Origin of the sequence: Sphingobium sp. B2D3C, assembly GCF_025961835.1 — a bacterium.
GTDB lineage: Bacteria > Pseudomonadota > Alphaproteobacteria > Sphingomonadales > Sphingomonadaceae > Sphingobium.
Genome location: NZ_JAOQOK010000001.1, coordinates 2269221 through 2292176, shown reverse-complemented (window position 1 = coordinate 2292176; position 22956 = coordinate 2269221). Strand labels below are relative to the sequence as shown.

The 22956-nt window shown below is 64.0% G+C and carries 21 protein-coding genes; 13 read left to right on the top strand and 8 right to left on the bottom strand.

Features of this window, described 5'->3' with window-relative positions; translation table 11 throughout:
• The first annotated feature begins 167 nt into the window (after positions 1 to 167).
• Positions 168 to 635, top strand: coding sequence for a low molecular weight protein-tyrosine-phosphatase (locus M2339_RS10700; protein ID WP_264586636.1), 468 nt, complete (start codon positions 168 to 170; stop codon positions 633 to 635).
• On the opposite strand, the gene M2339_RS10695 is transcribed toward M2339_RS10700, so the two are convergent.
• Positions 622 to 1551, bottom strand: a complete 930-nt coding sequence (locus tag M2339_RS10695; RefSeq protein ID WP_264586637.1) for a 1-phosphofructokinase family hexose kinase — start codon at positions 1549 to 1551, stop codon at positions 622 to 624. The genes M2339_RS10700 and M2339_RS10695 overlap by 14 nt on opposite strands.
• Before the next feature lie 274 nt (positions 1552 to 1825).
• Here M2339_RS10695 and M2339_RS10690 point away from each other — a divergent pair, with 274 nt between their 5' ends.
• The 6 genes from M2339_RS10690 to M2339_RS10665 all read left to right on the top strand — a co-directional run bounded on the left by M2339_RS10690 (position 1826) and on the right by M2339_RS10665 (position 10208).
• Positions 1826 to 3796, top strand: coding sequence for an extracellular solute-binding protein (locus M2339_RS10690; protein WP_264586638.1), 1971 nt, complete (start codon positions 1826 to 1828; stop codon positions 3794 to 3796).
• Complete coding sequence (locus M2339_RS10685) at positions 3793 to 4872, top strand: microcin C ABC transporter permease YejB (protein WP_181558805.1); 1080 nt, start codon at positions 3793 to 3795, stop codon at positions 4870 to 4872. The genes M2339_RS10690 and M2339_RS10685 overlap by 4 nt, the downstream gene beginning before the upstream one ends.
• 65 nt (positions 4873 to 4937) lie before the next feature.
• Entirely contained in the window at positions 4938 to 5957 is a 1020-nt protein-coding gene (locus tag M2339_RS10680) for an ABC transporter permease (protein WP_413714904.1), read from the top strand.
• Positions 5954 to 7579 (top strand): ABC transporter ATP-binding protein, encoded by a 1626-nt coding sequence (locus M2339_RS10675; RefSeq protein WP_264586640.1) that lies wholly within the window; start codon positions 5954 to 5956, stop codon positions 7577 to 7579. Before M2339_RS10680 ends, M2339_RS10675 begins: the two co-directional genes overlap by 4 nt.
• Before the next feature lie 236 nt (positions 7580 to 7815).
• Entirely contained in the window at positions 7816 to 8214 is a 399-nt protein-coding gene (locus M2339_RS10670) for a VOC family protein (protein WP_181560230.1), read from the top strand.
• A 917-nt stretch (positions 8215 to 9131) separates the two neighbouring features.
• The gene (locus tag M2339_RS10665) at positions 9132 to 10208 is read left to right on the top strand and encodes an ABC transporter substrate-binding protein (protein ID WP_264586641.1); all 1077 of its coding nucleotides are present in this window, start codon (positions 9132 to 9134) and stop codon (positions 10206 to 10208) included.
• Positions 10209 to 10228: 20 nt separating this feature from the next.
• Here M2339_RS10665 and M2339_RS10660 read toward each other — a convergent pair whose 3' ends face one another.
• From M2339_RS10660 to gmk, 3 genes are all read right to left on the bottom strand, one after another.
• Positions 10229 to 10678 carry a YaiI/YqxD family protein gene (locus M2339_RS10660; protein WP_264577533.1) on the bottom strand — a complete coding sequence of 150 codons (450 nt, stop codon included), beginning with the start codon at positions 10676 to 10678 and terminating at the stop codon, positions 10229 to 10231.
• Positions 10678 to 12477, bottom strand: a complete 1800-nt coding sequence (locus M2339_RS10655) for a DEAD/DEAH box helicase (RefSeq protein ID WP_264606332.1) — start codon at positions 12475 to 12477, stop codon at positions 10678 to 10680. The genes M2339_RS10660 and M2339_RS10655 overlap by 1 nt, the downstream gene beginning before the upstream one ends.
• 191 nt (positions 12478 to 12668) lie before the next feature.
• Entirely contained in the window at positions 12669 to 13349 is a 681-nt protein-coding gene (gene gmk, locus M2339_RS10650) for a guanylate kinase (protein ID WP_181558811.1), read from the bottom strand.
• 396 nt (positions 13350 to 13745) lie between these two features.
• Between gmk and M2339_RS10645 the strand changes: the two genes are divergently transcribed.
• Positions 13746 to 13949 (top strand): Flp family type IVb pilin, encoded by a 204-nt coding sequence (locus M2339_RS10645; protein WP_264578257.1) that lies wholly within the window; start codon positions 13746 to 13748, stop codon positions 13947 to 13949.
• A gap of 111 nt (positions 13950 to 14060) precedes the next feature.
• Positions 14061 to 14249: a flagellar FlbD family protein gene (locus tag M2339_RS10640; protein ID WP_181558812.1), complete on the top strand. Its 189-nt coding sequence runs from the start codon at positions 14061 to 14063 to the stop codon at positions 14247 to 14249.
• A 19-nt stretch (positions 14250 to 14268) separates the two neighbouring features.
• Here M2339_RS10640 and M2339_RS10635 read toward each other — a convergent pair whose 3' ends face one another.
• From M2339_RS10635 to lepA, 4 genes are all read right to left on the bottom strand, one after another.
• On the bottom strand, positions 14269 to 14595 hold the full coding sequence (locus M2339_RS10635; RefSeq protein WP_264576471.1) for a hypothetical protein: 327 nt from the start codon (positions 14593 to 14595) through the stop codon (positions 14269 to 14271).
• Between the two features lie 191 nt (positions 14596 to 14786).
• A complete protein-coding gene (locus M2339_RS10630) occupies positions 14787 to 14981 on the bottom strand; it encodes a hypothetical protein (RefSeq protein ID WP_181558813.1) in 195 nt (64 codons plus the stop codon).
• Positions 14982 to 15021: 40 nt separating this feature from the next.
• The gene (locus M2339_RS10625; RefSeq protein WP_181558814.1) at positions 15022 to 15336 is read right to left on the bottom strand and encodes an alkylphosphonate utilization protein; all 315 of its coding nucleotides are present in this window, start codon (positions 15334 to 15336) and stop codon (positions 15022 to 15024) included.
• Positions 15333 to 17153 (bottom strand): translation elongation factor 4, encoded by a 1821-nt coding sequence (gene lepA / locus M2339_RS10620; RefSeq protein WP_264572150.1) that lies wholly within the window; start codon positions 17151 to 17153, stop codon positions 15333 to 15335. The genes M2339_RS10625 and lepA overlap by 4 nt, the downstream gene beginning before the upstream one ends.
• 211 nt (positions 17154 to 17364) lie before the next feature.
• Between lepA and M2339_RS10615 the strand changes: the two genes are divergently transcribed.
• The 4 genes from M2339_RS10615 (at position 17365) to M2339_RS10600 (ending at position 22927) form a co-directional block, all read left to right on the top strand.
• Positions 17365 to 18126: a CsgG/HfaB family protein gene (locus M2339_RS10615; protein ID WP_264574542.1), complete on the top strand. Its 762-nt coding sequence runs from the start codon at positions 17365 to 17367 to the stop codon at positions 18124 to 18126.
• 167 nt (positions 18127 to 18293) lie between these two features.
• Entirely contained in the window at positions 18294 to 19592 is a 1299-nt protein-coding gene (locus M2339_RS10610; RefSeq protein WP_264574543.1) for an FAD-dependent oxidoreductase, read from the top strand.
• Positions 19593 to 20028: 436 nt separating this feature from the next.
• The gene (locus M2339_RS10605; RefSeq protein WP_264574544.1) at positions 20029 to 22197 is read left to right on the top strand and encodes a TonB-dependent receptor; all 2169 of its coding nucleotides are present in this window, start codon (positions 20029 to 20031) and stop codon (positions 22195 to 22197) included.
• Between the two features lie 127 nt (positions 22198 to 22324).
• A complete protein-coding gene (locus tag M2339_RS10600; RefSeq protein WP_264574545.1) occupies positions 22325 to 22927 on the top strand; it encodes a nuclear transport factor 2 family protein in 603 nt (200 codons plus the stop codon).
• Positions 22928 to 22956 lie beyond the last annotated feature (29 nt).

The following is a 22956-nucleotide window of genomic DNA, read 5'->3' as shown; positions in this document are numbered from 1 at the left end:
AAATGGTGAATCCCCTGTCATGGTTTGCGTCATGGTTGGGTCCGCCGTGATTGGGTTCGGCGTGGCTCTCGTTGCGAACGCCCGCACATGGGGGCGGGTTCCTGTCTCGCGGCCTGGCCGAAGCGCGGCCGGGTCGCGTTCGTCGTCCGCGCATGATAGCGAGGCGCATGCTCAAGCCAACCCCATCCGCCATTTTGTTCGTCTGTCTCGGCAATATCTGCCGGTCGCCTTTGGCCGAGGCGGCCTTCCGCCACGAGGCGTCGCTGGCGGGCCTCGATGTGACGGCGGACTCGGCAGGCACGGGCGACTGGCATGTCGGGCGGCCGCCCGATCCGCGCGCCCAAGCCACCGCGCTGCGCCATGGCATCGACATCTCAACCTACCGCGCGCGGCAGATCGCCCCGGCGGATTTCCAGCGCTTCGACATGATCTTTGCGCTGGATGGGGACAATCTCGCCAACATTCGGCGCCTTGCACCCGCGGGGCATCGCGCTCATGTCGGCCTGTTGCTGGACATGGTGCCGGGGCGGGAAGGGCAGGCCGTGGCCGACCCCTATTTTGGCGATGAAGCCGGGTTCGGTGTGACCTGGCGGGACGTGCAGGCGGCGGCGCGCGCGCTGGTCAGCCGGTTTTGATCTGCGCGTAGAGGCGGTCGATGTCGGCCGGGCGGGCGAGGTCGGTGCCCGGCGTCAGCACCGCCGCAGTGCCACCGGCAATGCCATAGCGGAAGGCATCTTCCACCGGCCAGTCGCTGGCCAGCGCATAGACCATCGCGGCGACGAAGCTGTCCCCCGCGCCGACCGCGCTTTTCGCGTCGATGGGGATGGCGGGGTGATAGAGGGTGCTCTCTGCCGTCGCCAGCACCGCGCCTTCATGGCCTAGAGTGACCGCGACATAGCGGGCGCGGCCCGATCGTACGATGTCCTGCGCTGCCGCCGCAATGGCATCCGGGCCTTTCAGGTCGCGCCCGACGAGCTGCTGCAATTCGCCCTGGCTCGGCTTGACCAGCAACACATGCTCGTCGCTCAGGCCACCGCGCAGACCGGCGCCTGAACTGTCGAGCACGAAGCCGATGCCGCGCGGCGCCAGCGCGGCGGCAAGCTGCCCGTAGAAATCCTCCGGCACCCCGGGCGGGAGCGATCCGCTGGCCACGAAATAATCGCACGCCACCTGACTGAGCTGGTCGAGCGCCAGCCGCCATTCGGCGTCCTCCACCACCGGTCCCGGCGGCGTGAAGCGATATTCCTTGCCGCTGTCCTTCTCCAGCACCGAGGTCGCGACGCGGGTTTCGCCTTGGATGGGGATCTGCGCGCGCACCAGTTGATGCCGGTCGAGCAAGCCATCGAGCGCTACGCCCGTCGCCCCGCCGGACAGGTAATGCACCCGCGCATTGCCGCCCAGCCGCACGAACACGCGGGCGACATTGATGCCGCCGCCGCCGGGATTATGATATTCGCCAGCCGTCCGCATCTTGTGCGTGGCAAATACCTTGTCGACCTCATAGGCCACATCGATGGTGGGATTGAGGGTGAGCGTGGCGATGTTCTTCATGCGCATGGGCTAGCAGGATGCGCGCGGCGATCAAAGCCGTGCCGCGCTGTGCGGCAGCTGGTTGCATTGGCGGAGCAGGCGCGGCACGATGACGAGCAGGGCGTTTACGCGCCTGGCAGCCCGAATTATGACAAGATAAGTTCGATTCGAATTGTTAGTTAGGTCAACTAAAGTTAGACATTGAACCAATGGAGCGGGTGACGCGACATTCGGCGCAAGATCGAATGGGCATCACTTGTTTGCTGGACTCCATCTGGGGTTCGGAAGGGAGAGTATGGCTGGAGATGCTGCGGACGGCCCGAATGACCATGGCCTGGATGATGGCGGCCCGCCACCATCTGCCGGGCCGGTGAGGCAGCGCCTCGGGGTGCTTCGGCAACTCCTGCTGGCGCTACTCTGCCTTCCGCTGCTGCTGACGATCAGTTCCGCCAGCGTTCAGGCCGTGCCGGGCGGCAATGAGCTGATCTCCAGTCACGCCTATGCGGTGTTCGGCACCCCCAAATACGGCCCCGGCTTCAAGCATTTCGACTATGCCGATCCCAAGGCGCCCAAGGGCGGCACGCTGCGGGTGGCCTATATTGGCGGCTTCGACAGTCTCAATCTCATGGCCCTGCTTGGCACCCCGCCAATCGGCATGATGCAGGTCTATGAGCCGCTGATGCGGCGCAGTTCGGACGAGCCGGCGATGCGCTACGCGCTGGTCGCTGAGTCGATCACCTATCCCAAAGATATTTCATGGATGGATTTCCATCTCGATCCCCGCGCGCGCTGGCATGATGGCGTGCCGATCACGCCCGAGGACATCATCTTCACCATCGATCAGGCCAAGGGCCTGGTGACGCCCTCTCTCAAGCGCCTTGAACAGGCCGTGACGCGTGCGGAAAAGCGTGGGCCGCACACGGTGCGCGTCTATTTCACCCAGCCCAACAATCCCACACTGCCGACGGTGGTGATGGATATGTGGCTGCTCCCCCGCCATTATTACGCGAAGCACGCGCTCAACGCCGCCTCGCTCGACCGCCCCTTGGGCAGCGGCCCCTATAAGGTCGGCCGCTTCAGCCAGGGGCGCTGGATCGAATATGAGCGCGTGAAGGATTATTGGGCCAAGGATCTGGCGGTCAACAAGGGCCGCTACAACTTCGACATCATCCGGCACGATTATTACCGGGACCAGACGGTGGCCTATGAGGCCTTTCTCGCCGGCAATGTCGACTTCCGACAGGAAACGAGCGCAGTGCGCTGGGCGAGCGAGAAGCAATTGCCGGCCTTCCGCGCGGGCCAGATCAAGCGACAGGTCATCGATTACCGCAGCCCATCCTTCTATCTGGGCATCGTCATGAACACGCGGCGCCCCGCGCTGGCAGATCGCCAATTGCGGCGCGCGCTGATGCTGGCCTATGATTTCGAGTGGGTGCGGCGGACCCTGCTCGCCGGGCATCATGGCCGCCTGCACAGCTTCTACACCAACAGCGAGTTCGCGGCCGAAGGACTGCCCCAGGGGCGGGAGCTGGAGCTGCTCCAATCCGTGCGGGACGAGGTGCCGGGCGAGGTGTTCACCAAGGCGCCGGACCTGCCGGTTGGCGGGAACTGGCGCAATCGCCGGGCCAATCTCATCGAGGCGGTGCGGATCCTGCGGGCGGCGGGCTATCGCTATCAGGACGGCCGGCTGATCGACAAGACAACCGGTCGCCCCATGGCGCTCGAGCTGATCAGCTATTCCCCGCTGATGGACCGGCAGGTTTCGCTCTTTGTCGAGAATGCGCGGCAGCTTGGCATCGCCATCAGTTTCCGCTCGTTCGACAGCGCGCAATTCCGGCATCGGCTGCGGCATTATGATTATGATCTGCTGCTTAACATCCCGATGTTTCCCGGCCATGAGACGCCGAGCATCGGCCAGACATTGATCTGGGGCTCGCACGCCGCGGATCAGCCGCAATCGCTGAACTATCCGGGCGTCAAGAATCCGGCCGTCGACAAGATGCTCGCGCAGATGATCACCGCAACGGATCGCGAGACCGTGGTCGGCGCGATGCGGGCGCTCGATCGCATCCTGCTGTGGAATTTCTACGCCATTCCCTTCCAGCATGATTACCCGGCGCCGGTGGGGCAGATGCCGATCACCTATTGGGACCGGTTCGGCATGCCGAAAAAGCAGCCCGCCTATAATTTCCCGATCATGACGCTGGATACGTGGTGGAGTGACCCCGGCAAGACGGCCGGGCACGCACAAGGACAGTCCTCATGACGGCACTCTGGTCCTATGTCGCCCGGCGGCTTCTGCTGATGGTGCCGACGCTGATCGGCATCGTCACGATAACCTTCATCATCATCCAGTTCGTGCCCGGCGGCCCGATCGACCAGATCCAGGCGCGGTTCGCCGGCACCGCGATGGACGCGACGGCTACCATCGGCGGCAGTGTGGATACCGGCGCGAGCAGCGGCATCATGCCCACCGGCGAGTTGGACCCGGCGATGGTGAAGGAGCTTGAGAAGCTCTACGGTTTCGACAAGCCGGTGCTCTATCGCTACTTCAAGATGCTCGGCGATTTTGCGCGGTTCGAGTTCGGCAACAGCTATTACAAGGACCAGCCGGTGATCGATCTGATCATCGAGAAACTGCCAGTTTCGATCTCGCTGGGCCTCTGGACCACGCTCATCACCTATCTCGTTGCCATTCCGCTCGGCATCCGCAAGGCCGTGCGCGCGGGCACCGCGTTCGATGCCTGGTCGAGCTTCTTCGTCACCATCGGCTATGCCATTCCCGGCTTCCTGTTCGCGGTGCTGCTGGTCGTGCTGTTCGCTGGCGGCACGTTCTGGAGCATCTTCCCGGCGCGGGGCCTTGTCTCGGACAATTGGGAGGAGCTCTCGCTCATCGGCAAGGTGCTCGATTATCTCTGGCACATCACCCTGCCGGTCGCCGCGATGGTCATCGGCGCCTTCGCCAACCTGACCATGCTCACCAAAAATTCGATCCTCGATGAAGTGGGCAAGCAATATGTGACGACGGCGCGGGCCAAGGGCCTCTCCGAGAACGGCGTGCTCTATGGCCATGTCTTTCGCAACGCGATGCTCATCGTCATCGCCGGCTTTCCGGCCGCCTTCGTCAGCGTGCTGTTCACCTCCTCGCTGCTGATCGAGGTGATCTTCTCGCTGGATGGCCTTGGGCTGCTGGGTTTCGAGGCGACGATCAACCGGGATTATCCGGTCATGCTTGGCTCGCTGTTCATCTTCTCGCTGCTCGGGCTGCTGACCAATCTACTCGGCGATGTCACTTATGTGCTGGTCGACCCCCGCATCGATTTCGAAAGGCGGGACGTCTGATGAACGCCGAAACGCCCGTCGCAGCCCCGGCCGTTCATCCCCGGCCTGTGCGCCCGATCAGCCGGATGAGCCCGCTCACGCGCCGGCGCTGGGCCAATTTCAAGGCCAACAAGCGCGGCTATTGGAGCCTGTGGATATTCCTTGCGCTCTATGTGGTGACGCTGTGCGCCGAGCTGATCGCCAATGATAAGCCCATCTTGCTGAGCTATCGTGGCGAGATCTATGCGCCCGTTCTGCGCGCCTATCCGGAGACCACGTTCGGCGGCGTGTTCGAGACGGAGGCCAATTATCAGGACCCCGCCGTGCGGGCGATGATCGCTGAGGGCGACGGCTGGGCGATCTGGCCGATCATCCCCTACAGCTACCGGACGATCGATTACGATATCCCCGTCACCGCGCCGTCGCCGCCGTCCGCACGCCATTGGCTGGGCACAGACGACCAAGCGCGCGATGTGCTGGCGCGCATCATCTACGGCTTCCGCCTCTCGGTGACCTTCGGCCTGCTGCTCACCTTTTTCAGCTCCATCATCGGCATCACCGCCGGCGCCATACAGGGCTATTTCGGCGGGTGGACCGACCTCATTTTCCAGCGCTGCATCGAGATCGTGCAGAGCCTGCCGATGCTCTACCTGCTCATCATCATGGCCAGCTTCCTCACGCCCAGCTTCTTCACGCTGCTCGGCGTGCTGCTGCTGGTGAGCTGGATGACCCTGGTGCACGTCGTGCGCGCCGAGTTCCTGCGCGCGCGCAATCTCGATTATGTCCGCGCCGCCCGGGCGCTTGGCCTTGGCAACCGCACGATCATGTTCCGGCACATCCTGCCCAATGCGATGGTGGCGACCATTACGTTCCTGCCGTTCATCGTCTCCTCGTCGATCACGATCCTCACGGCGCTGGATTTTCTCGGCTTCGGCATGCCGCGCGGATCGCCCTCCATTGGCGAACTGCTCAACCAGGCGAAGAACAATCTCTATGCACCGTGGCTCGGCATCGCGGGGTTCGCCGTCATGGCCACCATGCTCTCGCTGCTCATCTTCATCGGCGAAGCGGCGCGGGATGCCTTCGATCCAAGGAAATCGACATGAGCGCCACGGACACGCCCCTGCTTGCGGTCGACAGGCTGTGCTGCTCGTTCCGCTCGGAAGGCCGCATCGTCGAGGCGGTGAAGGACGTGTCATTCACGCTGGAGAAGGGCCAGACGCTGGCGCTGGTCGGCGAGTCCGGCTCGGGCAAGTCCACCGCTGCCATGTCGATCCTGCAATTGCTGCCTTATCCGGTGGCGTTCCACCCATCCGGCTCGATCCGGCTGGACGGGCAGGAGATCGTCGGCGCCAGCGAGCGCACGATGCAGACACTGCGCGGCGCCCGCATCGCACTGATCCCGCAAGAGCCGCTGACTGCGCTCAACCCGCTGCACACCATCGACCGGCAGATCATCGAGGCGATGAAGCTGCACGATCCGGCGATCAGCCGGGCGGCGGCGGTTTCCAAGACCATCGATCTGCTCAAGCTGGTTGGCTTGCGCGATGCCGAGAACCGCCTCAAATCCTATCCGCACCAGCTCTCCGGCGGGCAGCGCCAGCGCATCATGATCGCGATGGCGCTCGCCAACGAGCCGGACCTGCTCATTGCCGACGAGCCGACCACCGCGCTCGACGTGACCGTGCAGGCGCAGGTGCTCGATCTGCTCAAGGATCTGCAGCAGCGCCTCGGCATGGCGATGCTGCTCATTACCCATGATCTGGGCGTGGTACGAAAGATGGCCGAGCGCGTCTGCGTGATGACGCAGGGCGAGGTGGTGGAAGCGGGTGACACCAGCGCGGTGTTCGACAATCCCCAGCATGCCTACACCCGCAAGCTGCTCGATGCGACGCCGCGCGGCGAACCACTGAAGATCGAGGGCGATCCCGCGCCGCTGGTGCGCACCGAGGATCTGAAGGTCCATTTCCCGATCAAGGGCTGGTTCGGCAAGCCGCGCGCCTTCGTGAAGGCCGTGGACGGGGTGACGCTCTCGATCCCGCGCGGGCATACGCTCGGCGTCGTCGGCGAGTCCGGCTCGGGCAAGAGCACGCTCGGCCTTGCGCTGCTGCGCATCAGCCGCTCGGAAGGGCCGATCTGGTTCGAGGACGAGCCGCTGCACGAGCGCAACTGGAAGCAGATGCGCCCGCTGCGCAAGCGGATGCAGATCGTCTTCCAGGACCCCTTCGCCAGCCTCAGCCCCAAGATGACAATCGGCCAGATCGTGGGGGAGGGGCTGCCGATCCACCGGCCCGACCTGACGCCAGCGGAGCGCTACGAGGCCGTCGCGACGATGATCGAGGAGGTTGGCCTCTCCACGGCGGTGCTGGATCGCTACCCGCACGAATTTTCCGGTGGCCAGCGCCAGCGCATCGCCATCGCCCGCGCGATCATCCTGCGGCCCGATCTCGTGATCCTCGACGAGCCCACCTCGGCGCTCGACATGTCCGTGCAGGCCCAGATCGTCGACCTGCTCCGCAACCTACAGGCGAGCCATGGCCTGACCTATCTGTTCATCAGCCACGACCTCAAGGTCGTCCGCGCCCTCGCGCACGAAGTGGTGGTGATGCGCAACGGCAGGATCGTGGAGCAGGGCTCCTCGCAGCAAATCTTCAATGCGCCGCAGACGGACTACACGCGTGATCTAATCGCGGCGGCGTTGGAGTTGCGGGCGCGGGCGGCGGCGTGATTGGGTTAGCAAGCCCGAACTGAGTGAGTGTCCGTTTAGAAATGTGGGGCTCGCATACCTGAATGGCCGCTTTGTCTTGGGAAGCGGCCATTCGCTTGTTTGAACTAAGAGAGCGTTGCCGTGTCAAAGATCACTGCCGGCGAGGATGATCCGAGCGTGACCGAGCGTCCGTGTCTGCTATGGTCGGACCGCAGGGCTGCGCTCAATCACGACGTAGCTTAATACGGAGAAGAAGCATGCTTTTTCACACGATGGTGGGATCGAACGACATTGAGCGGGCAAAGCGCTTTTATGATACCGTACTTGGCACGCTGGGGGTTGGGGAAGCGACCGTTAACGTGGCCGACAGCGGCCATAAGCGCCTGATCTACAACAACGGGAATGGTACCAATTTCATTGTTACGCAGCCAATCAACGACGAACCTGCGACCGTCGCGAACGGCGGCACCGTTGCCTTTTCATGCAGTTCGCCAGAGCAGGTAAAACAGTTTCACGATGTCGCCGTTGCAAATGGCGCCACATCGATTGAGGCACCCCCCGGTCCCCGCAATACGGCGTCTCTGGGCACGATTGAACTCGCCTATTTCCGCGATCCAGATGGAAATAAGCTGTGCGGGATCCATTTCCCCCAGTGATCGACGTTTTCTTAGTCGGCTGCCCGCCTATGCTTTGGTTGGGCAGCTGAACTTTCTGGTAAAGGCTAGGTTTCGCTGACGCTATCGCCGCTGAGAGCGACGGCGACCCGGTTCCATTGTCTCTCTCGATCGGAAGAGAAGGAGACGAATAAACTGGCTGAGGAAATCGAGCTTAGAAGAGTGATCGTCGAGAGGCAGCTATGTCGTCGTGTCTGGACAGGCCGCTTGTAAACCCAACGGTCGGGTGCGTGCCATGACCGCTTTGGAGCGTTAACAAGAGGTCGGCGAACGAAAAGCTTGGCTTGGTGAGTCGGCATCAGCAGGGGGTGTGCCAATACACGCCGTGTCCCAGTTCCGACCAGCACCCTAAGAGCATCGTCAGGTCCTTCATGTCTAAAGCGAAACCATAGCCCCAGCCACCATCGAAAGATGGCGTTGTCGCGATATCCACCATCCCTGGGTAGACTGTGACCGAATAGGGCTTCAGCCTTGCGATTGCAGGTGGCCACTTATCTTGTGGGATGTCGACGGAACGCTCTGAAGCACGAAGCGGATAGGCCCCCATCAGATGTCGAGAATCGGCTGCGATTGATTTCAGTTGCGCCTGATCATGAGTCGGGTGCGGGAGTAAGCAATATACGGCCAGCGCGCCTAAGGCGATGATTGGGAGGATAATGCGTATGCACACTTTCACCCAGGCCTCCCCATCTCTGCCCGTCCACGCCAGATGCCCCCGAGTTTACGGATCCTTCAAATGCCCGCAACGGCGTCTCGTCTGTACTGACCACTCTTGTCCTGTAACCAGCAAACCCCAACCCCCGCCACCCCAGGCAAGGATCAATGCCGTTCCGGGCATTGTTGGCGGCCTTGCGGCTCGCTAGCCTCCTGCCGTCAAAAGCGATGTGAGGGAGAAGAGGATGTCGGCATTCAATCGGGCGATGAGCCATGGCCATGCGCGTCGGCGTGGGCGCGGCGTCCTGTTGGCCGGTCTCTCACTTCTGCTTGCCGGCACCTCGGCTTGCACCCAGACGGATACGCCCGTGGCCTCGGCGTCGGCAACCTCTGCAACTGTGGCGCAGGCTGGCCCGATCCGCGCGTTCGGCAATCTCACCGTGTTCGAGTTCGCGCCGCTCTTCATCGCCGCTGAATCCTATTATCCCGCTCCCGTCACCATCGGACGCGGGAGCGTCGCCAATCTTGTCGGCGAGCCCGGTGCGACGCCAGATGACAGCAGCGCGCCGGCCGACATCGCGACCAATGCGGAGACGCAGGCGCTGCGCTATTCGCTGCGCAACCCGGACATGCGGATCGTCATGACCGTGACCGAAGGACTGTACCGCATCGTCGCGCGCAAGTCCGCCGGCATCAATTCGCTGGCTGACCTCAAGGGCAAGCGGATTGCGACCATTTCCGTCACTTCATCCGGATTCTTCACCCAGAAGATGCTGAAAACCGTCGGCCTTTCCAGCGACGATGTCACCATGGTCGGCATGAAGCTGCCGGACATGCCTCAGGCGCTGGCCGACCGGAAGGTCGATGCCGTGGCGATCTGGGAGCCGGAAGTCGAACGCGCCGCGCAGGCCATCGGCGATGATGCCATCGAGTTCAGCGGCAAGGGCGTCTATCGTGAGCTGTTCAATCTCAACACCACCGCCGGTGCGCTGGCCAATCCGGAGATGCGGCGGAACATCGTTGTGATGGTCCGCGCGATCATCGATGCCACGCAGGAGGTCCGCCGCGATCCCACACGGGCGCAGGAGCTGGTGGCGCAGAACAGCGGCTATCCGCTGGAGCTGGTCAAGCAGAGCTGGTCCCACCACAATTGGCTGGCGGACTGGACCGGCGACCTGCTGGACGTGCTCGAAGAAGAGGAAGCCTGGCTCGCCAAGCAGGACAAGCGCACGCCGCGCACCCGCGCGCAACTCGCGACGCTGATCGACACGAGCGTGCTGGAGGAAGCCAAGGCTCTGCCGCCGCTGCCCAAGCGGAAGTGACGTAACGCGGACCCTAGCCCTCAGCGCGACCGCTTCAGCCGCACGATCGTCTCATCCAGCGCCGAAAGAAAGCGTGAGCGGTCCGCCTTGCTGAATGGCGCGGGGCCGCCGATGATGTCGCCGCCGGCGCGCAGATCGGCCATGATGGCGCGGGTCGCGATGGCGCTGCCGATGGAGGCGGTGGTGAAGGGCTTGCCGGTCGGGGCGATCACGCTCGCGCCGGCTTTCAGGCAGCGATCGGCGAGCAAAATGTCCGCAGTGATGCAGATCGTCGTCGGGCCAGCCTGCTCGGCGATCCAGTCGTCGGCCGCGTCGAAGGCGTCGGACACGACCACCCGCTCGACCAGCGGATGATCGGGGATGCGGATGCGCTGGTTGCTGACGATCCTGACCGGCGTCTCATGCCGAAATGCCACCCGGTAGATTTCTTCCTTCACCGGGCAGGCATCGGCATCGACGAGGATTGCGATCATCTATCCTTGCCGGGCTTCTTGTGCGCAAAGGGCTTGGCGCCGCCCTTCCACTTGTTCGGACCCTTCTTCTTGCCGGCGCCATGCGGGCCGGGCTGGGCCTGATCTGGTCGGCCCCCATGCGGCCCGCGCGCCGCGGGTGCGCGATAGGGCTTGGGCGCATGGACGGGGCGAGCGTTGTCGCGGCGATTGCGGCGCGCTTCCTCGCGGGGCTTGCCGTCGGTCGGCTGGATGTCGACCTCGTCATCCTCGCTGGCGGTGCGGCGCACGGCGTCGAGGAAGCGCGCAGCGACGCCGCCCGCGACCTCGAACAAGGTTTCCTGCGCGGCGATGCGGATCGCGCCGATCTCTGTGCGGCTGATGTGGCCGCGCCGGCAGAGCAGCGGCAGAATCCATCGCGGATCGGCATTCTGATTGCGGCCGACATTCAGGCGGAACCAGGCGCTCTGCTCGAAACCGGGGCGGGGTCCGCGCGGTTCGGCGGGGGCATCGCTGCCCAGCAGATCTTCAGGCTCGGGCAGGCGCGCGCGATAGGCATGGGCCAGCATCGCGGCGACATCTTCCGGGCTGCGCTCGGCCAGAAGCTGGCGGCCCAGCTCATGATCCTGCTCGCTCAGCTCGACAGGCGCGCGCAGTGTATCGAGCAGGCGCTGGGTATCGGCGCGGCGAATGTCCTCGGCAGAGGGCGGCGAAATCCAGTCCGCCTGAATGCGCGCGCCACGCAGCATCGATTCCACCCGGCGACGGCGCGGATAGGGCACGATGAGCACGGCGGTGCCCTTCTTGCCCGCGCGCCCGGTGCGGCCGGAGCGGTGCTGCAGCGTCTCGGCATCGCGCGGAATCTCGACATGGACAACCAGGCTCAGCGTCGGCAGGTCGATCCCGCGCGCGGCCACGTCGGTTGCGACGCACACGCGTGCCCGCCGGTCGCGCAAGGATTGCAGCGCCTGATTGCGCTCATTCTGGCTATGCTCGCCGGAAAGGGCAACGACCGCGAAGCCGCGCTCGACCAGCCCGGCATGGAGGTGGCGCACATTGTCGCGCGTGGCGCAGAACAGCATCGCCGTCTCGGCTTCGTGGAAGCGCAGCAGGTTCACCACGGCATGTTCGATGTCGGCCGGCGCCACAGCCATCGCCTGATAGCTGATGTCGCCATGGCCGCGCTCCTGCGTCACCGTCGAGATGCGCAGCGCGCCGCGCTGATAGCGCCGGGCAAGCGCCACGATGGGGGCCGGCATGGTCGCGGAGAAGAGCAGCGTGCGGCGCTCCTGCGGCGTGCCGTCGAGAATTTCTTCCAGATCCTCGCGGAAGCCCATGTCGAGCATCTCGTCGGCTTCGTCCAGCACCACCGCGCGCAGGGTGGAGAGGTTGAGGGCGCCGCGTTCCAGGTGGTCGCGCAGGCGGCCGGGCGTGCCGACCACGATCTGCGCGCCATGCGAGAGCGCACGGCGCTCCTTGCTCGCATCCATGCCGCCGACGCAGGTGGCGATGCGGGCGCCGGCCTTGCCATAGAGCCAGATCAGCTCGCGGCTGACCTGCAGCGCCAGTTCACGGGTCGGCGCGATGATCAGCGCCTGGGGCAGGCCGGGCGGCGCCATGCGCTCGCCATCTTCCAGCAGGTCGGTGGCAATGGCGAGGCCGAACGCCACGGTCTTTCCCGATCCGGTCTGCGCCGAGACGATGAGGTCACGGCCATGCGCCTGCGCCTCCAGAACTTCGGCCTGAACCGGCGTGGGGTCGGCATAGCCGCGCTCGGCAAGGGCGTTGGCGAGAAGAGGGGGGAGTGTGGAAAAGGGCATGTATCTCGCTAATCAAAAAAGAGTGGAGCGGTGGACCATCCTCGCCGCAAAGCCTGTTTCAAAGGCCTCATCTGCGCGCGTCATCCTGTTTGGTGGTCCGCCTTATGCGCCCCCCATACAGATATGGAGGGCATCTGGCTTGCAAAGTTTTGCGTGGCCGGGCCGATGACCCCTGCGGGCCGGTGTGAGGGCTAGATTTCCTCGCGATCGAGCTTGCGGATGAAGCCGATGATGCCGGTCTGCCGGTGGCGCTTGAGCCGTTCGGCCTGCAGGATCGTGAGCACCTTGGCGAAACAGGCTTCGGCGTCGTCATTGACGAGCACATAATCATAGCCGTCCCAGTGGGCGATTTCGCTGTGCGCGCGCGCCATGCGCCGCTCGATCACGTCGTTGCTGTCTGTGCCGCGTCCCCGCAGCCGCGCTTCCAGCTCGATCATCGAGGGGGGCAGGATGAACACGCGGACCACATCGCCGCCGGCAAGCTGGTGAAGCTGCTGGGCGCCCTGCCAGTCGATATCGAACAGCACGTCGTGCCCGGCTTCCAGCATCCCTTCCACCGGCGCGCGCGGCGTGCCGTAGCGATGATCGAACACATGTGCCCATTCGAGGAACTGATTGTCCGTCACCATGGCGCGGAACCGCTCGAGATCGACGAAATGATAATCCTTGCCGTCGACTTCGCCGGGCCGCATCGGCCGGGTGGTGGCGGAGACGGACATGGTCAGGCCCGGATCATGCGCCAGCAGCTTGCGCGAGATGGTGGATTTGCCGGCCCCGGAAGGGGAGGACAGCACGAAAAGCATCCCCCGGCGCTTGAAGGATGCGGGCTGGGCAAGTGGATCGGCGGAAACGGGATCGGTCATGTCGGCCATGCTTGCTCCTGCCGTGAGTCTGTCGCCACGTCAATTGGCGGACTGAGACTTGGGCGGAGGAATCGCTTCCGCGCGCCCAGTCTGGAGGGCTTTTTGTGTGGATCGGTCGTCTTCCAACGGCTTCGTTAAGCGCACGTAAAGCCAGCCGGTGCTATGGGTTATGTCATTGGAGGATGACATGATTATGCGGATTCTCCGCACCGAGCGCGGAGCAAAGGCTTTGGAACTTGGGCTGGTAACCAGCCTCACCGGTATCGCGGCATTGATCGCCGTGGCTTCACTCGGTTTGGGCTGACGGACCTGTCGCCCCCTTAGCCCCACGTCATTTGGCGCTTCTCTTTACCACCTCTCCACCATTTGCGACGACGTTGAACCGGCAAATGTGAGGAGTGCCCCATGCCGCGCCAGACATCACCTGCTGTTGACCGTGACCTGACGCCCTTTGCTCGGCTGCGGGCAAATGAGCGCGGTGCGACGGCAGTGGAATATGGGCTGATCGCGGCGCTGGTGTCGCTGGCCTGCGTCATGGCGTTCCTGTCACTCGGCATCAATCTCTCCGAGCTTTTCTTCGGCATCAGCAACAGCCTGTCTGGCCGGTAAGGCGCGAGAAGCGGCAGCCTGCCGGATATTTTCCACCTTCGCGCGACGAGCAATTGCGTGGCGCGAGAATGCGCTTAGGCTGTCTCCAATCATAAGCAGGAGAGCGTGCCCATGTTCGTCAAGTTCACCAGCCCGGACCGCGCCCCCGTCGCCGTCAATGCGACGCAGATTTCGTTCATCTCCAATGTCGGCGAGGGCACGCGCATTCGCTTTGGCGAAGGCCGTAGCGTGACGGTCGTTGAACCGCTCGACGAAGTGATCGACCGGCTGAACCGGACCAACCAGCTACCCGAAAGCTAGGGACTAGCGCGTCGAGACTTCAGCTGCCCGCGTTGAGATTGATCGGAGGAGCAAGCGGATTGGTCTCATCCGGGTTGGCTTGGTTTGCACCCGCACCGCTCGCTTCGCCCGACAAAGCGGCCGCGATCATCGCTTCCCAAATCTCTTCATTGCCTGCGCTGGCCATTGCCGCGTCCGGCTCGCGCATCGTGCGGAGCACCGCGCGTGCGTCCTCAACGCAATCTTCCCATTCCAGGTCCACAGACCGGCTGGCGCTCGGCTCGGTGCCATCGGCATTCTCGCTCAGCCGCAGTCCGGCGAGCACGCGCGCAATGCGCTCTATCAGGGGCGTATGGGAAATGGGCATGGGGACATCCTCCAGCATGGTCTCGCACAGGGGCACGCGACCGCCGCGGACGCACCATGTCCACAACGGCGATGTGCCACTTCCATCTCGCTTGGGAGCTGGCCCTGATGAGACGCTTGTGCGGCCCGAAGGTTGCCGGACGCTCCCTCGAATGGGCGCCGTTTGCTGCTGGCAGGATTAGGGGCCGCGCCTTAACGCAGTTTCGCGATCGTCAGCCCGTCCGCCTTGGCGCGGTCCTTCACCGATTCCTCGCTGCGGGTCAGTGCCTTGGCGATGGCTTTCAGCGCCATGCCCTTCTTCGCCAGCGTGTGCAGCTTGTCGATCTCGGCGGCGGTCCAGGGCTGGCGATGCCGCTCGAAGCGTCCGCCGGCGTCAGTCTTGGCCATCAGGCTGCACTCCTTTGCGATGGGCGGCCAGGTGCCGCGCTCACCGCTTCTTCACGAACTCGGCGCGCAGCACCAGCCCCTTGATGCCCTCATAGCGGCAATCGATTTCCTGCGGGTCACCGGTCAGGCGGATCGACTTGATCAGCGTCCCGCGCTTGAGCGTCTGCCCCGCGCCCTTCACGGTCAGATCCTTGATCAGAGTGACCTGATCGCCATCGGCCAGCAAATTGCCGACCGCGTCGCGCACTTCCACCGCATCGGCCGCGCCCTGCTTGGCGGCCAGTTCGGAAGCCGGCAGCCACTCGCCGCTGGCTTCATCGAACACATAATCCTCGTCGCTAGTCTGCTCGCTCAACTGTCGTCCCCCATTTTGAGCGCGGCGATGAAGGCTTCCTGCGGAATCTGCACGGAGCCATATTCGCGCATCCGCGCCTTGCCCTTCTTCTGCTTCTCCAGCAGCTTCTTCTTGCGGGTGATGTCGCCGCCATAGCATTTGGCGGTCACGTCCTTGCGCATCGCAGCGATGGTCTCGCGCGCGATCACCTTGCCGCCGATCGCCGCCTGAATGGGGATCTTGAAGAGGTGGCGGGGGATGAGGTCCTTCAGCCGCTCGCACATATGGCGGCCGCGCTCCTCAGCCACGCCGCGATGGACGATCATGCTGAGCGCGTCGACCGGCTCGTTGTTGACGAGGATGCTCATCTTGACGAGGTCGCCCTCGCGCAGGCCGATCTGCTCATAGTCGAAGCTGGCATAGCCCCGGCTGATCGACTTCAGCCGATCGTAGAAGTCGAACACCACTTCGTTGAGCGGCAGTTCGTAGCTCACCTGCGCGCGGCCGCCCACATAAGTGAGGCCGGTCTGGATGCCGCGCCGGTCCTGACAGAGCTTGAGGATGCTGCCCAGATATTCGTCCGGCGTGTAGATCGTCGCCTTGATCCACGGCTCGTCGATCTGCTCGATGCGGCTGGGGTCGGGATAGTCCGCCGGATTGTGCAGCAGGATCTCGCGCGCGTCCTCGGTCTTCGATTTGCGCAGCTGGATGCGATAGACCACCGACGGCGCGGTGGTGATGAGGTCGAGGTCATATTCCCGCGTCAGCCGCTCCTGGATGATCTCGAGGTGCAGCAGGCCGAGGAACCCTGCGCGGAAGCCGAAGCCCAGCGCCGCGCTGCTCTCCATCTCGAAGGAGAAGCTGGCGTCATTGAGGCGCAGCTTGGCGATGCTCTCGCGCAGCTTCTCGAAGTCCGCCGCATCGACAGGAAAGAGCCCGCAGAACACCACCGGCTGCACTTCCTTGAAGCCGGGCAGGGGCGTGGTCGCGCCGTTCTTCACCGTGGTGATCGTGTCACCCACGCGGGTCTGGGTGATTTCCTTGATCTGCGCGGTGATGAAGCCGATTTCGCCCGGGCCAAGCTCCGGCAGCGTCTCAATCTTGGGGCGGAAGCAGCCGACGCGGTCGACCAGATGCTCCGTGCCGCCGATCATGAACTTGATGTTCTGGCCCTTCTTGAGCACGCCGTTGATGACGCGCACAAGGATGACGACGCCGAGATAGGGGTCGTACCAGCTGTCGACCAGCATCGCTTCCAGCGGCTTGTCCCGGTCGCCACTGGGCGCGGGGATTTTCTTGACGATCGCTTCCAGAATCTCGTCAATGCCGATGCCGGCCTTGGCGGAGGCGAGCACCGCCTCGCTGGCGTCGATGCCGATCACATCCTCGATCTCCGCCTTAACCTTCTCCGGTTCGGCGGCGGGCAGATCGATCTTGTTGATGACCGGCACGATCTCATGGTCATGTTCGATCGACTGGTACACATTGGCCAGCGTCTGCGCTTCCACGCCCTGCGCGGCATCCACGACCAGCAATGCGCCTTCGCACGCGGCGAGGCTGCGCGAGACTTCATAGGCGAAGTCGACATGGCCCGGCGTGTCCATGAGGTTGAGCTCATAGGTCTTGCCGTCGCTCGCGGTGTAATCGAGGCGCACGGTCTGGGCCTTGATGGTGATGCCGCGTTCCTTCTCGATATCCATGTTATCGAGCACCTGCGCGGTCATCTCGCGATCCGAGAGTCCGCCGGTGCGCTGGATCAAGCGGTCGGCGAGGGTCGACTTGCCATGGTCGATATGCGCGATGATGGAAAAGTTACGGATGTGGGCGAGGTCAGTCATTGCGCGCCGATAGCAGGCGGAAGGGTTCCGGCAAAGCCTTCTGAAAGAGGGCCCGCCACGACCATTTCATACAAGACATGAGGAGCGCCGCCTGTCATGCGCCGCCGCCGTGCAGTCGTTAACCTTGTGCCGCCATTTTGCTGTGATAAACAGCGGGCCTTGTGGTTCGGCAGGGGCGTCGACTGCATAATCCTTGTGGGTGAGGTAATACATGAAACTATCGATCAAACTGGCGCTGGCGCTGTCCGCGATCGGCCTGGTGGTGCAGCCGGCCATGGCGCAATCCTCGGGGCGCAAGGCGCAGGACAAGGGCACGCGCGAAATCCCGCGTTGCACCAAGAATCTGGGCACCGTCGCCATCGTCGAGCCGGACACGCAGTGGTGGCGCGAGCTGAGCCTCGGCAGCCCCGAAGCGATCCTGCGCATCTTCATCCAGCAGTCCGGCTGCTTCACGCTCGTTAACCGCGGGCGCTCGATGCAGAACCGCGCGATGGAGCGTGCCCTGGCCGATCAGGGTGAACTGCAGGCCGGCAGCAACATCGGGCGCGGTCAGGTGAAGGCGGCGGACTATTTCCTCCAGCCGGACATCGTGACCTCCAACAAGAATAGCGGCGGCAACGCTCTGGGTGGCATGCTGGGCGGCTTCCTGGGCCGCAGCACGTTCGGCGCGCTGGCCGGCGGCATCAACATCAAGAAGAGCGAAGCCAATGTGACGCTCTCGATCGTGAACGCGCGCACCACGGTCGAGGAAGCGATGACCGAGGGCTATTCGCGCAAGTCGGACCTGAGCTTCGGTGCCGGCGGCGGCGCGGGCTGGTGGGGCGGTTTTGCCGGCGCGGCTGGCGGCGGCTACCAGAACACGGATATCGGCCAGGTCATCGTGCTGGCCTATCTGGATGCCTATACCAAGCTGGTAACCCAGCTCGGCGGTCTGCCCGCCAATGCCTCGGCAGCGGCGCCCGCTGCACGCTGAGCGGCCTCTGTAAATCGATCTCAAAGGGCGGGCCGAATGGTCCGCCCTTTTCGTTTGGGCGCGCCTATCTCTCCACGGGCGTCGCTCTCATGCGCACGGCCCTTGCCTCGCGCGCAGCCTCGGCTAGGCTGCCCCCCGCAAGACACATTTTCTGGAGAGGCCGTTCCATGCGTCATATCGCCATCATCGGGTCTGGCCCTGCCGGCTATTATACTGCGGAAGCCTGCCAGAAGCAGTTCGGCGAGGATGTGGCGATCGACATCATCGACCGGTTGCCCGTTCCCTTCGGCCTTGTTCGCACCGGCGTCGCGCCGGATCACCAGTCCATCAAGGCCGTATCCCGCCGCTATGAAGCCGTGGCTTTGACCGACACGGTGCGCTTCGTCGGCAATCTCGTCATCGGGCGTGACGTGTCGATCCCGGAGCTTCAGGGCCTTTACGATGCGGTGATCCTCGCCACCGGCGCGCCGTCGGATCGCCCGCTGGGCGTGCCAGGCGACGATCTGCCCGGCGTCATCGGCAGCGCCGCCTTTGTCGGCTGGTATAACGGCCATCCCGATCATGCCGATCTCGCACCGCGGATCGACGAGCGGGATGTGGTCATCATCGGCAATGGCAATGTCGCGCTGGATTGCGCCCGCATCCTCGCCAAGACCGCGCGCGAGCTTGAGGAGAGCGATGTCGTCGCTCATGCCTATGACATTCTCAAAAAGGCGCAGCCCCGCTCGATCACAATCTTGGGTCGGCGCGGCCCGGCGCAGATCGCGATGACGCCCAAGGAGCTGGGCGAACTCGGCCGGCTGGAGCGCGCCTCCGTCCATGTCGATCCCGCCGATCTGCCGCCGACGTCGGTGGATGAGGCGCTGGAGCCGGGGCAGCGCAAGTCGCTGGCGCTGCTCCGCCAGTTCGCCGAGCCATCGCCCGAGAAGGTGGTGGCGATCCGGTTCGATTTCTTCGTCGTTTCCGAGCGTGTGGAGGGGGAGGGACGCGTCGAGCGGCTGGTGCTGGAGCGGACCCGGCTCGATGCGCAGCAGCAGAGCATCGGCACCGGCGAGCGTGTGACCATGCCCGCCGATCTCATCATCAGCTGCATCGGCTATCGCACGCCGCCCATTCCCGACGTGCCTTATGACGAGGCGCGCGGCCGCTTCGCCAATGAGGAGGGCCGCATTCGCCCGGGCCTCTATTGCGTCGGCTGGGCGCGGCGGGGGCCGAGCGGCACCATCGGCACCAACAAGCCCGACGGCTTCCTGATCGCCGAAGCCATCGCTGCCGACCAGCCCGCCGCCGCCGGCAAGCAGGGCCGGGCTGGCCTGGATGCGCTGATCGCCGAGCGCGGGCTGGAGATCGTCACCTTCCGCGACTGGCAGAAGATCGACGAAGCCGAAATTGCCCAAGCCCGCCTCGGTGCCCCGCGCGAGAAGTTCGTGCGGATCGCGGACATGGTGAAGGCGGGGCGGGGGTAGGGGGGCGCTCTCCGGCCGCCGCTTCTTTGATCCCTAATTATACATGCCCGCACCGGTCTCACCGTTGCGGCGACTCGGCTCGCGCAGGCGTCGCGCCAAGACACTTCGATTTGATCCGGTGGTCGTCGCCTGCTTTGGGTCGTGATCGTTCGGATCTCATGAAACCTCAATAAAACTGCCCTTTGAAGGTTGATCCACGCAGGCAGAGCACATTTGAGCCTCTGTCAAAAAATCGTCACGACCCTCTTTACATAAGTAAGCACGCTCTGCATACATACCAACGCCGAACGGGGAGGGCTCAACAGGATAAACATCGCTCACGCTGCGCGTGGGCTCGAGACGGTAACCGATGTGAGCTCTGGCCTGCGGGCATGACAGGTTTATCTGGAGGAAGCCCACAATGTTGTTTGCACGCAAGCCCGAGGCATCTTTGACGATGTCCCACAAAGCGTTTCTCGCCCTTCTTCTGGCTTCGACGAGCGCGCCGCTGATGGCTGCCGATGCCGCAGACACGGCCGAAGGTGGCGACATCATCGTCACCGCCCAGCATCGCGAGCAGCGCGTCACCGAAGTGCCGATCAGCCTCAGCGTCGTGTCCGGTGCGCAGGCCGCTGAATCCGGCGCGTCGAGCACGCTCGATCTCGCCCGCTTGGTGCCCGGCCTTTCTATCGGCCAGAACTCGGGCGACGGCGACTTCCCCTTCATCTCGCTGCGCGGCGTCGCCATGCGCGATTTCGCCGACACCAATGAGAGCCCGTCCGCCGTCTATGTGAACGAGTTCTACAAGGCGAACCTGATGGGCCTCGATTCCCAGATGTTCGACATCAGCCGCATCGAGGTGCTGCGCGGTCCGCAGGGCACGCTTTATGGCCGCAACGCGACCGGCGGCCTCATCCACTTCATTGCCGCAGCGCCGACCGAGCAACTGGAAGGCCATGTGTCCGTCACCTTCGCCGAGCGCAATCGCGTTCAGGCCGAGGCTGCGATCAGCGGCCGGCTGTTCGGCAATCTGCTGGGCCGCGTCAGCGTCTTCCGTCACCGTTATGATGGCTACATCAAGAACAATTTCCCCGGCGGGGAAGACGGCAACGCGCTCAACGCCAGCGCCATTCGCGGCCAATTGTCGAACCAGTTCGCGGACAATCTGAGCGCCGAGCTGTTCGTGCAATATTACAAGAACGACAATGAAGCGGGCAACATGTTCACCCACATTGCCGTGACGCAAGACCCGGTGACGGGCCTCTCCACCCGCAATCCGGGCGGCGTCGACTCCTTCGGCTATGGCGACAGCAAGCCGCTGGAGACGAACACCAACTTTGATGCCTATATGCGCTCGGAGCAGTTCACCGCCATCGGCAAAATCAAGGCCGACCTCGGCTTTGCCGAGCTGACCTCGATCACTGGCTTCGAGAAGGGCAAGAAGGACGCGGCGTTCGACAGCGACTCCACGCCCGGCGCACGCTCGACCGAAGTTCACCCGCGCGCCGAGCAGTTCTCGCAGGAGCTGCGCCTGGCGGGCGTGAACGGGCCGCTCACCTGGGTCACCGGCCTCTATTATTTCGACTATAATGTGAACGGCTATCAGCGCCGCACCACCTCGGCCGCTGCCGGGCCGCGCCGTCCGGTCTATTATGATCTGGACAGCGAGAGCTGGGCGATCTTCGGCAATGTCGACTATGCGCTGACCTCGACCCTCACCGCGACGGGCGGCGTGCGCTATACCGAGGAAGACAAGGAATATGATCTCAACAACACGGACACCGGCCCGGTGTTCAACACCACCACGGTGGGTGATCTCGCCAAGCGCAACGATGACAGCACGAGCTTCACTGCGCGGCTGAGCTGGGAGCCGCAGCGCGGGCAGCTGTTCTATGCGGGTGTGGCACGCTCGTTCAAGGCCGGCACCTTCAACGTCGGTTACACGTCGCTTCCGCTCTCGGCCATCTCGGTCCGCCCCGAACGGCTGACCAGCTACGAAGCCGGCGCCAAGTTCGCCACCTACGACAATCGCTACAGCATCAGCGGCGCGGTGTTCCATTACCAGTATAAGGACAGCCAGGCCTACCAGTTCGATGGCGTGTCGCTCTCCTCGACCACATTCAACCGCGATGCCGAGATCACCGGTGCCGAAGCCGAGTTCGCGGCAGAGCCGGTGCAGAATCTGCGCCTGCGTGGATCGCTGACCTATCTGGATGCCAAGCTGCTCGACGTGCAGCTGCCCGGCCTCGCCAATAACGGCCCTGTGGTCGATCGGCGGATGCCGCTGGCCCCCAAATGGTCGTGGAACCTGACGGCCAATTATCGTGTGCCGAACGTGCTTGGCGGCACGCTCGGCCTGCAGGGCGACATCGCCTATAAGGGCGTGCAGTATTTCGACGCCTTCAACAGTCCCAGCCAGCGTGAGGCAGCCTACGCCTTGTCAAACGTCCGCCTCTCCTGGACCGATGCAAGCGACTCGCTGACCCTTGCTGTCTTTGCCGAGAATGTGACGGACAAGCGCTATCGCACCGCCGCATTCGACCTCGCATTCCTCGGCATGGCGACCGAAGTCTGGGGCCGTCCGCGCTGGATCGGCGGCAGCATTTCCTATCGCTTCGGCAGCTAGAGCCTCGGGTCGCATCCGATCGCTCAATCGCCGTGGTGTCAGTGCAAGCCGACACCACGGCGATTTACTTTTAGGGCAAGACGCCCGCACATGGGGCGGGCCAAAACAGCGGCAAGGGAGCCAAGGCATGAGGATTGTCCGAGCATCGCGCAGCCGCTGGGTCTGGATCGTGGCCGCCTGCGCGGCCCTGTCCCCGATGCCGGCCATCGCGGAGCAGGCGGCTCCCGCCAAGCCCAGCGTCATCTACACCGGCAAAATGGAGGTGCGCGGCACGACGCGCGCGCAATATCAGCGCCTGATCCTCGATCTCGCGCATGTCTGGGCGGATTGTGACGCGGACCTGATGCGCCGCATTCTGACGGACGATGTCGATTTCTCCTATCCCGGCCGCCGCCTGATCGGCCGCGATGCCGCGCTCGCTGACCTCGAGGGCTTCTGCAAGGTCGCGACGGACCGCAGCATCTACTTTCCCGCCGATGCCTTCTACATCGACGTGCGCAATGGTCGCGTGGCGGCGGAAGTCCAGTTCCGCGTCACCCAGAATGGCGAGAAGCAGGTCGTCAACGACGTGTGGATCGCCACGGTGCGCAAGGGGCGCATCGCGATCATCAAGGAGTATCTGGATGGGCGGGTGCGGCTCCTTCAGGCCGAGGGCAAGCTCACTTATGGAGAGGACGCGCCGTTCCTCACGCCTTGGCCGCCCCGCGTGGAGCAGCCGCCAACGCCTTGAAGGTTAGCCCTGACGGTCAGCCCCTGATG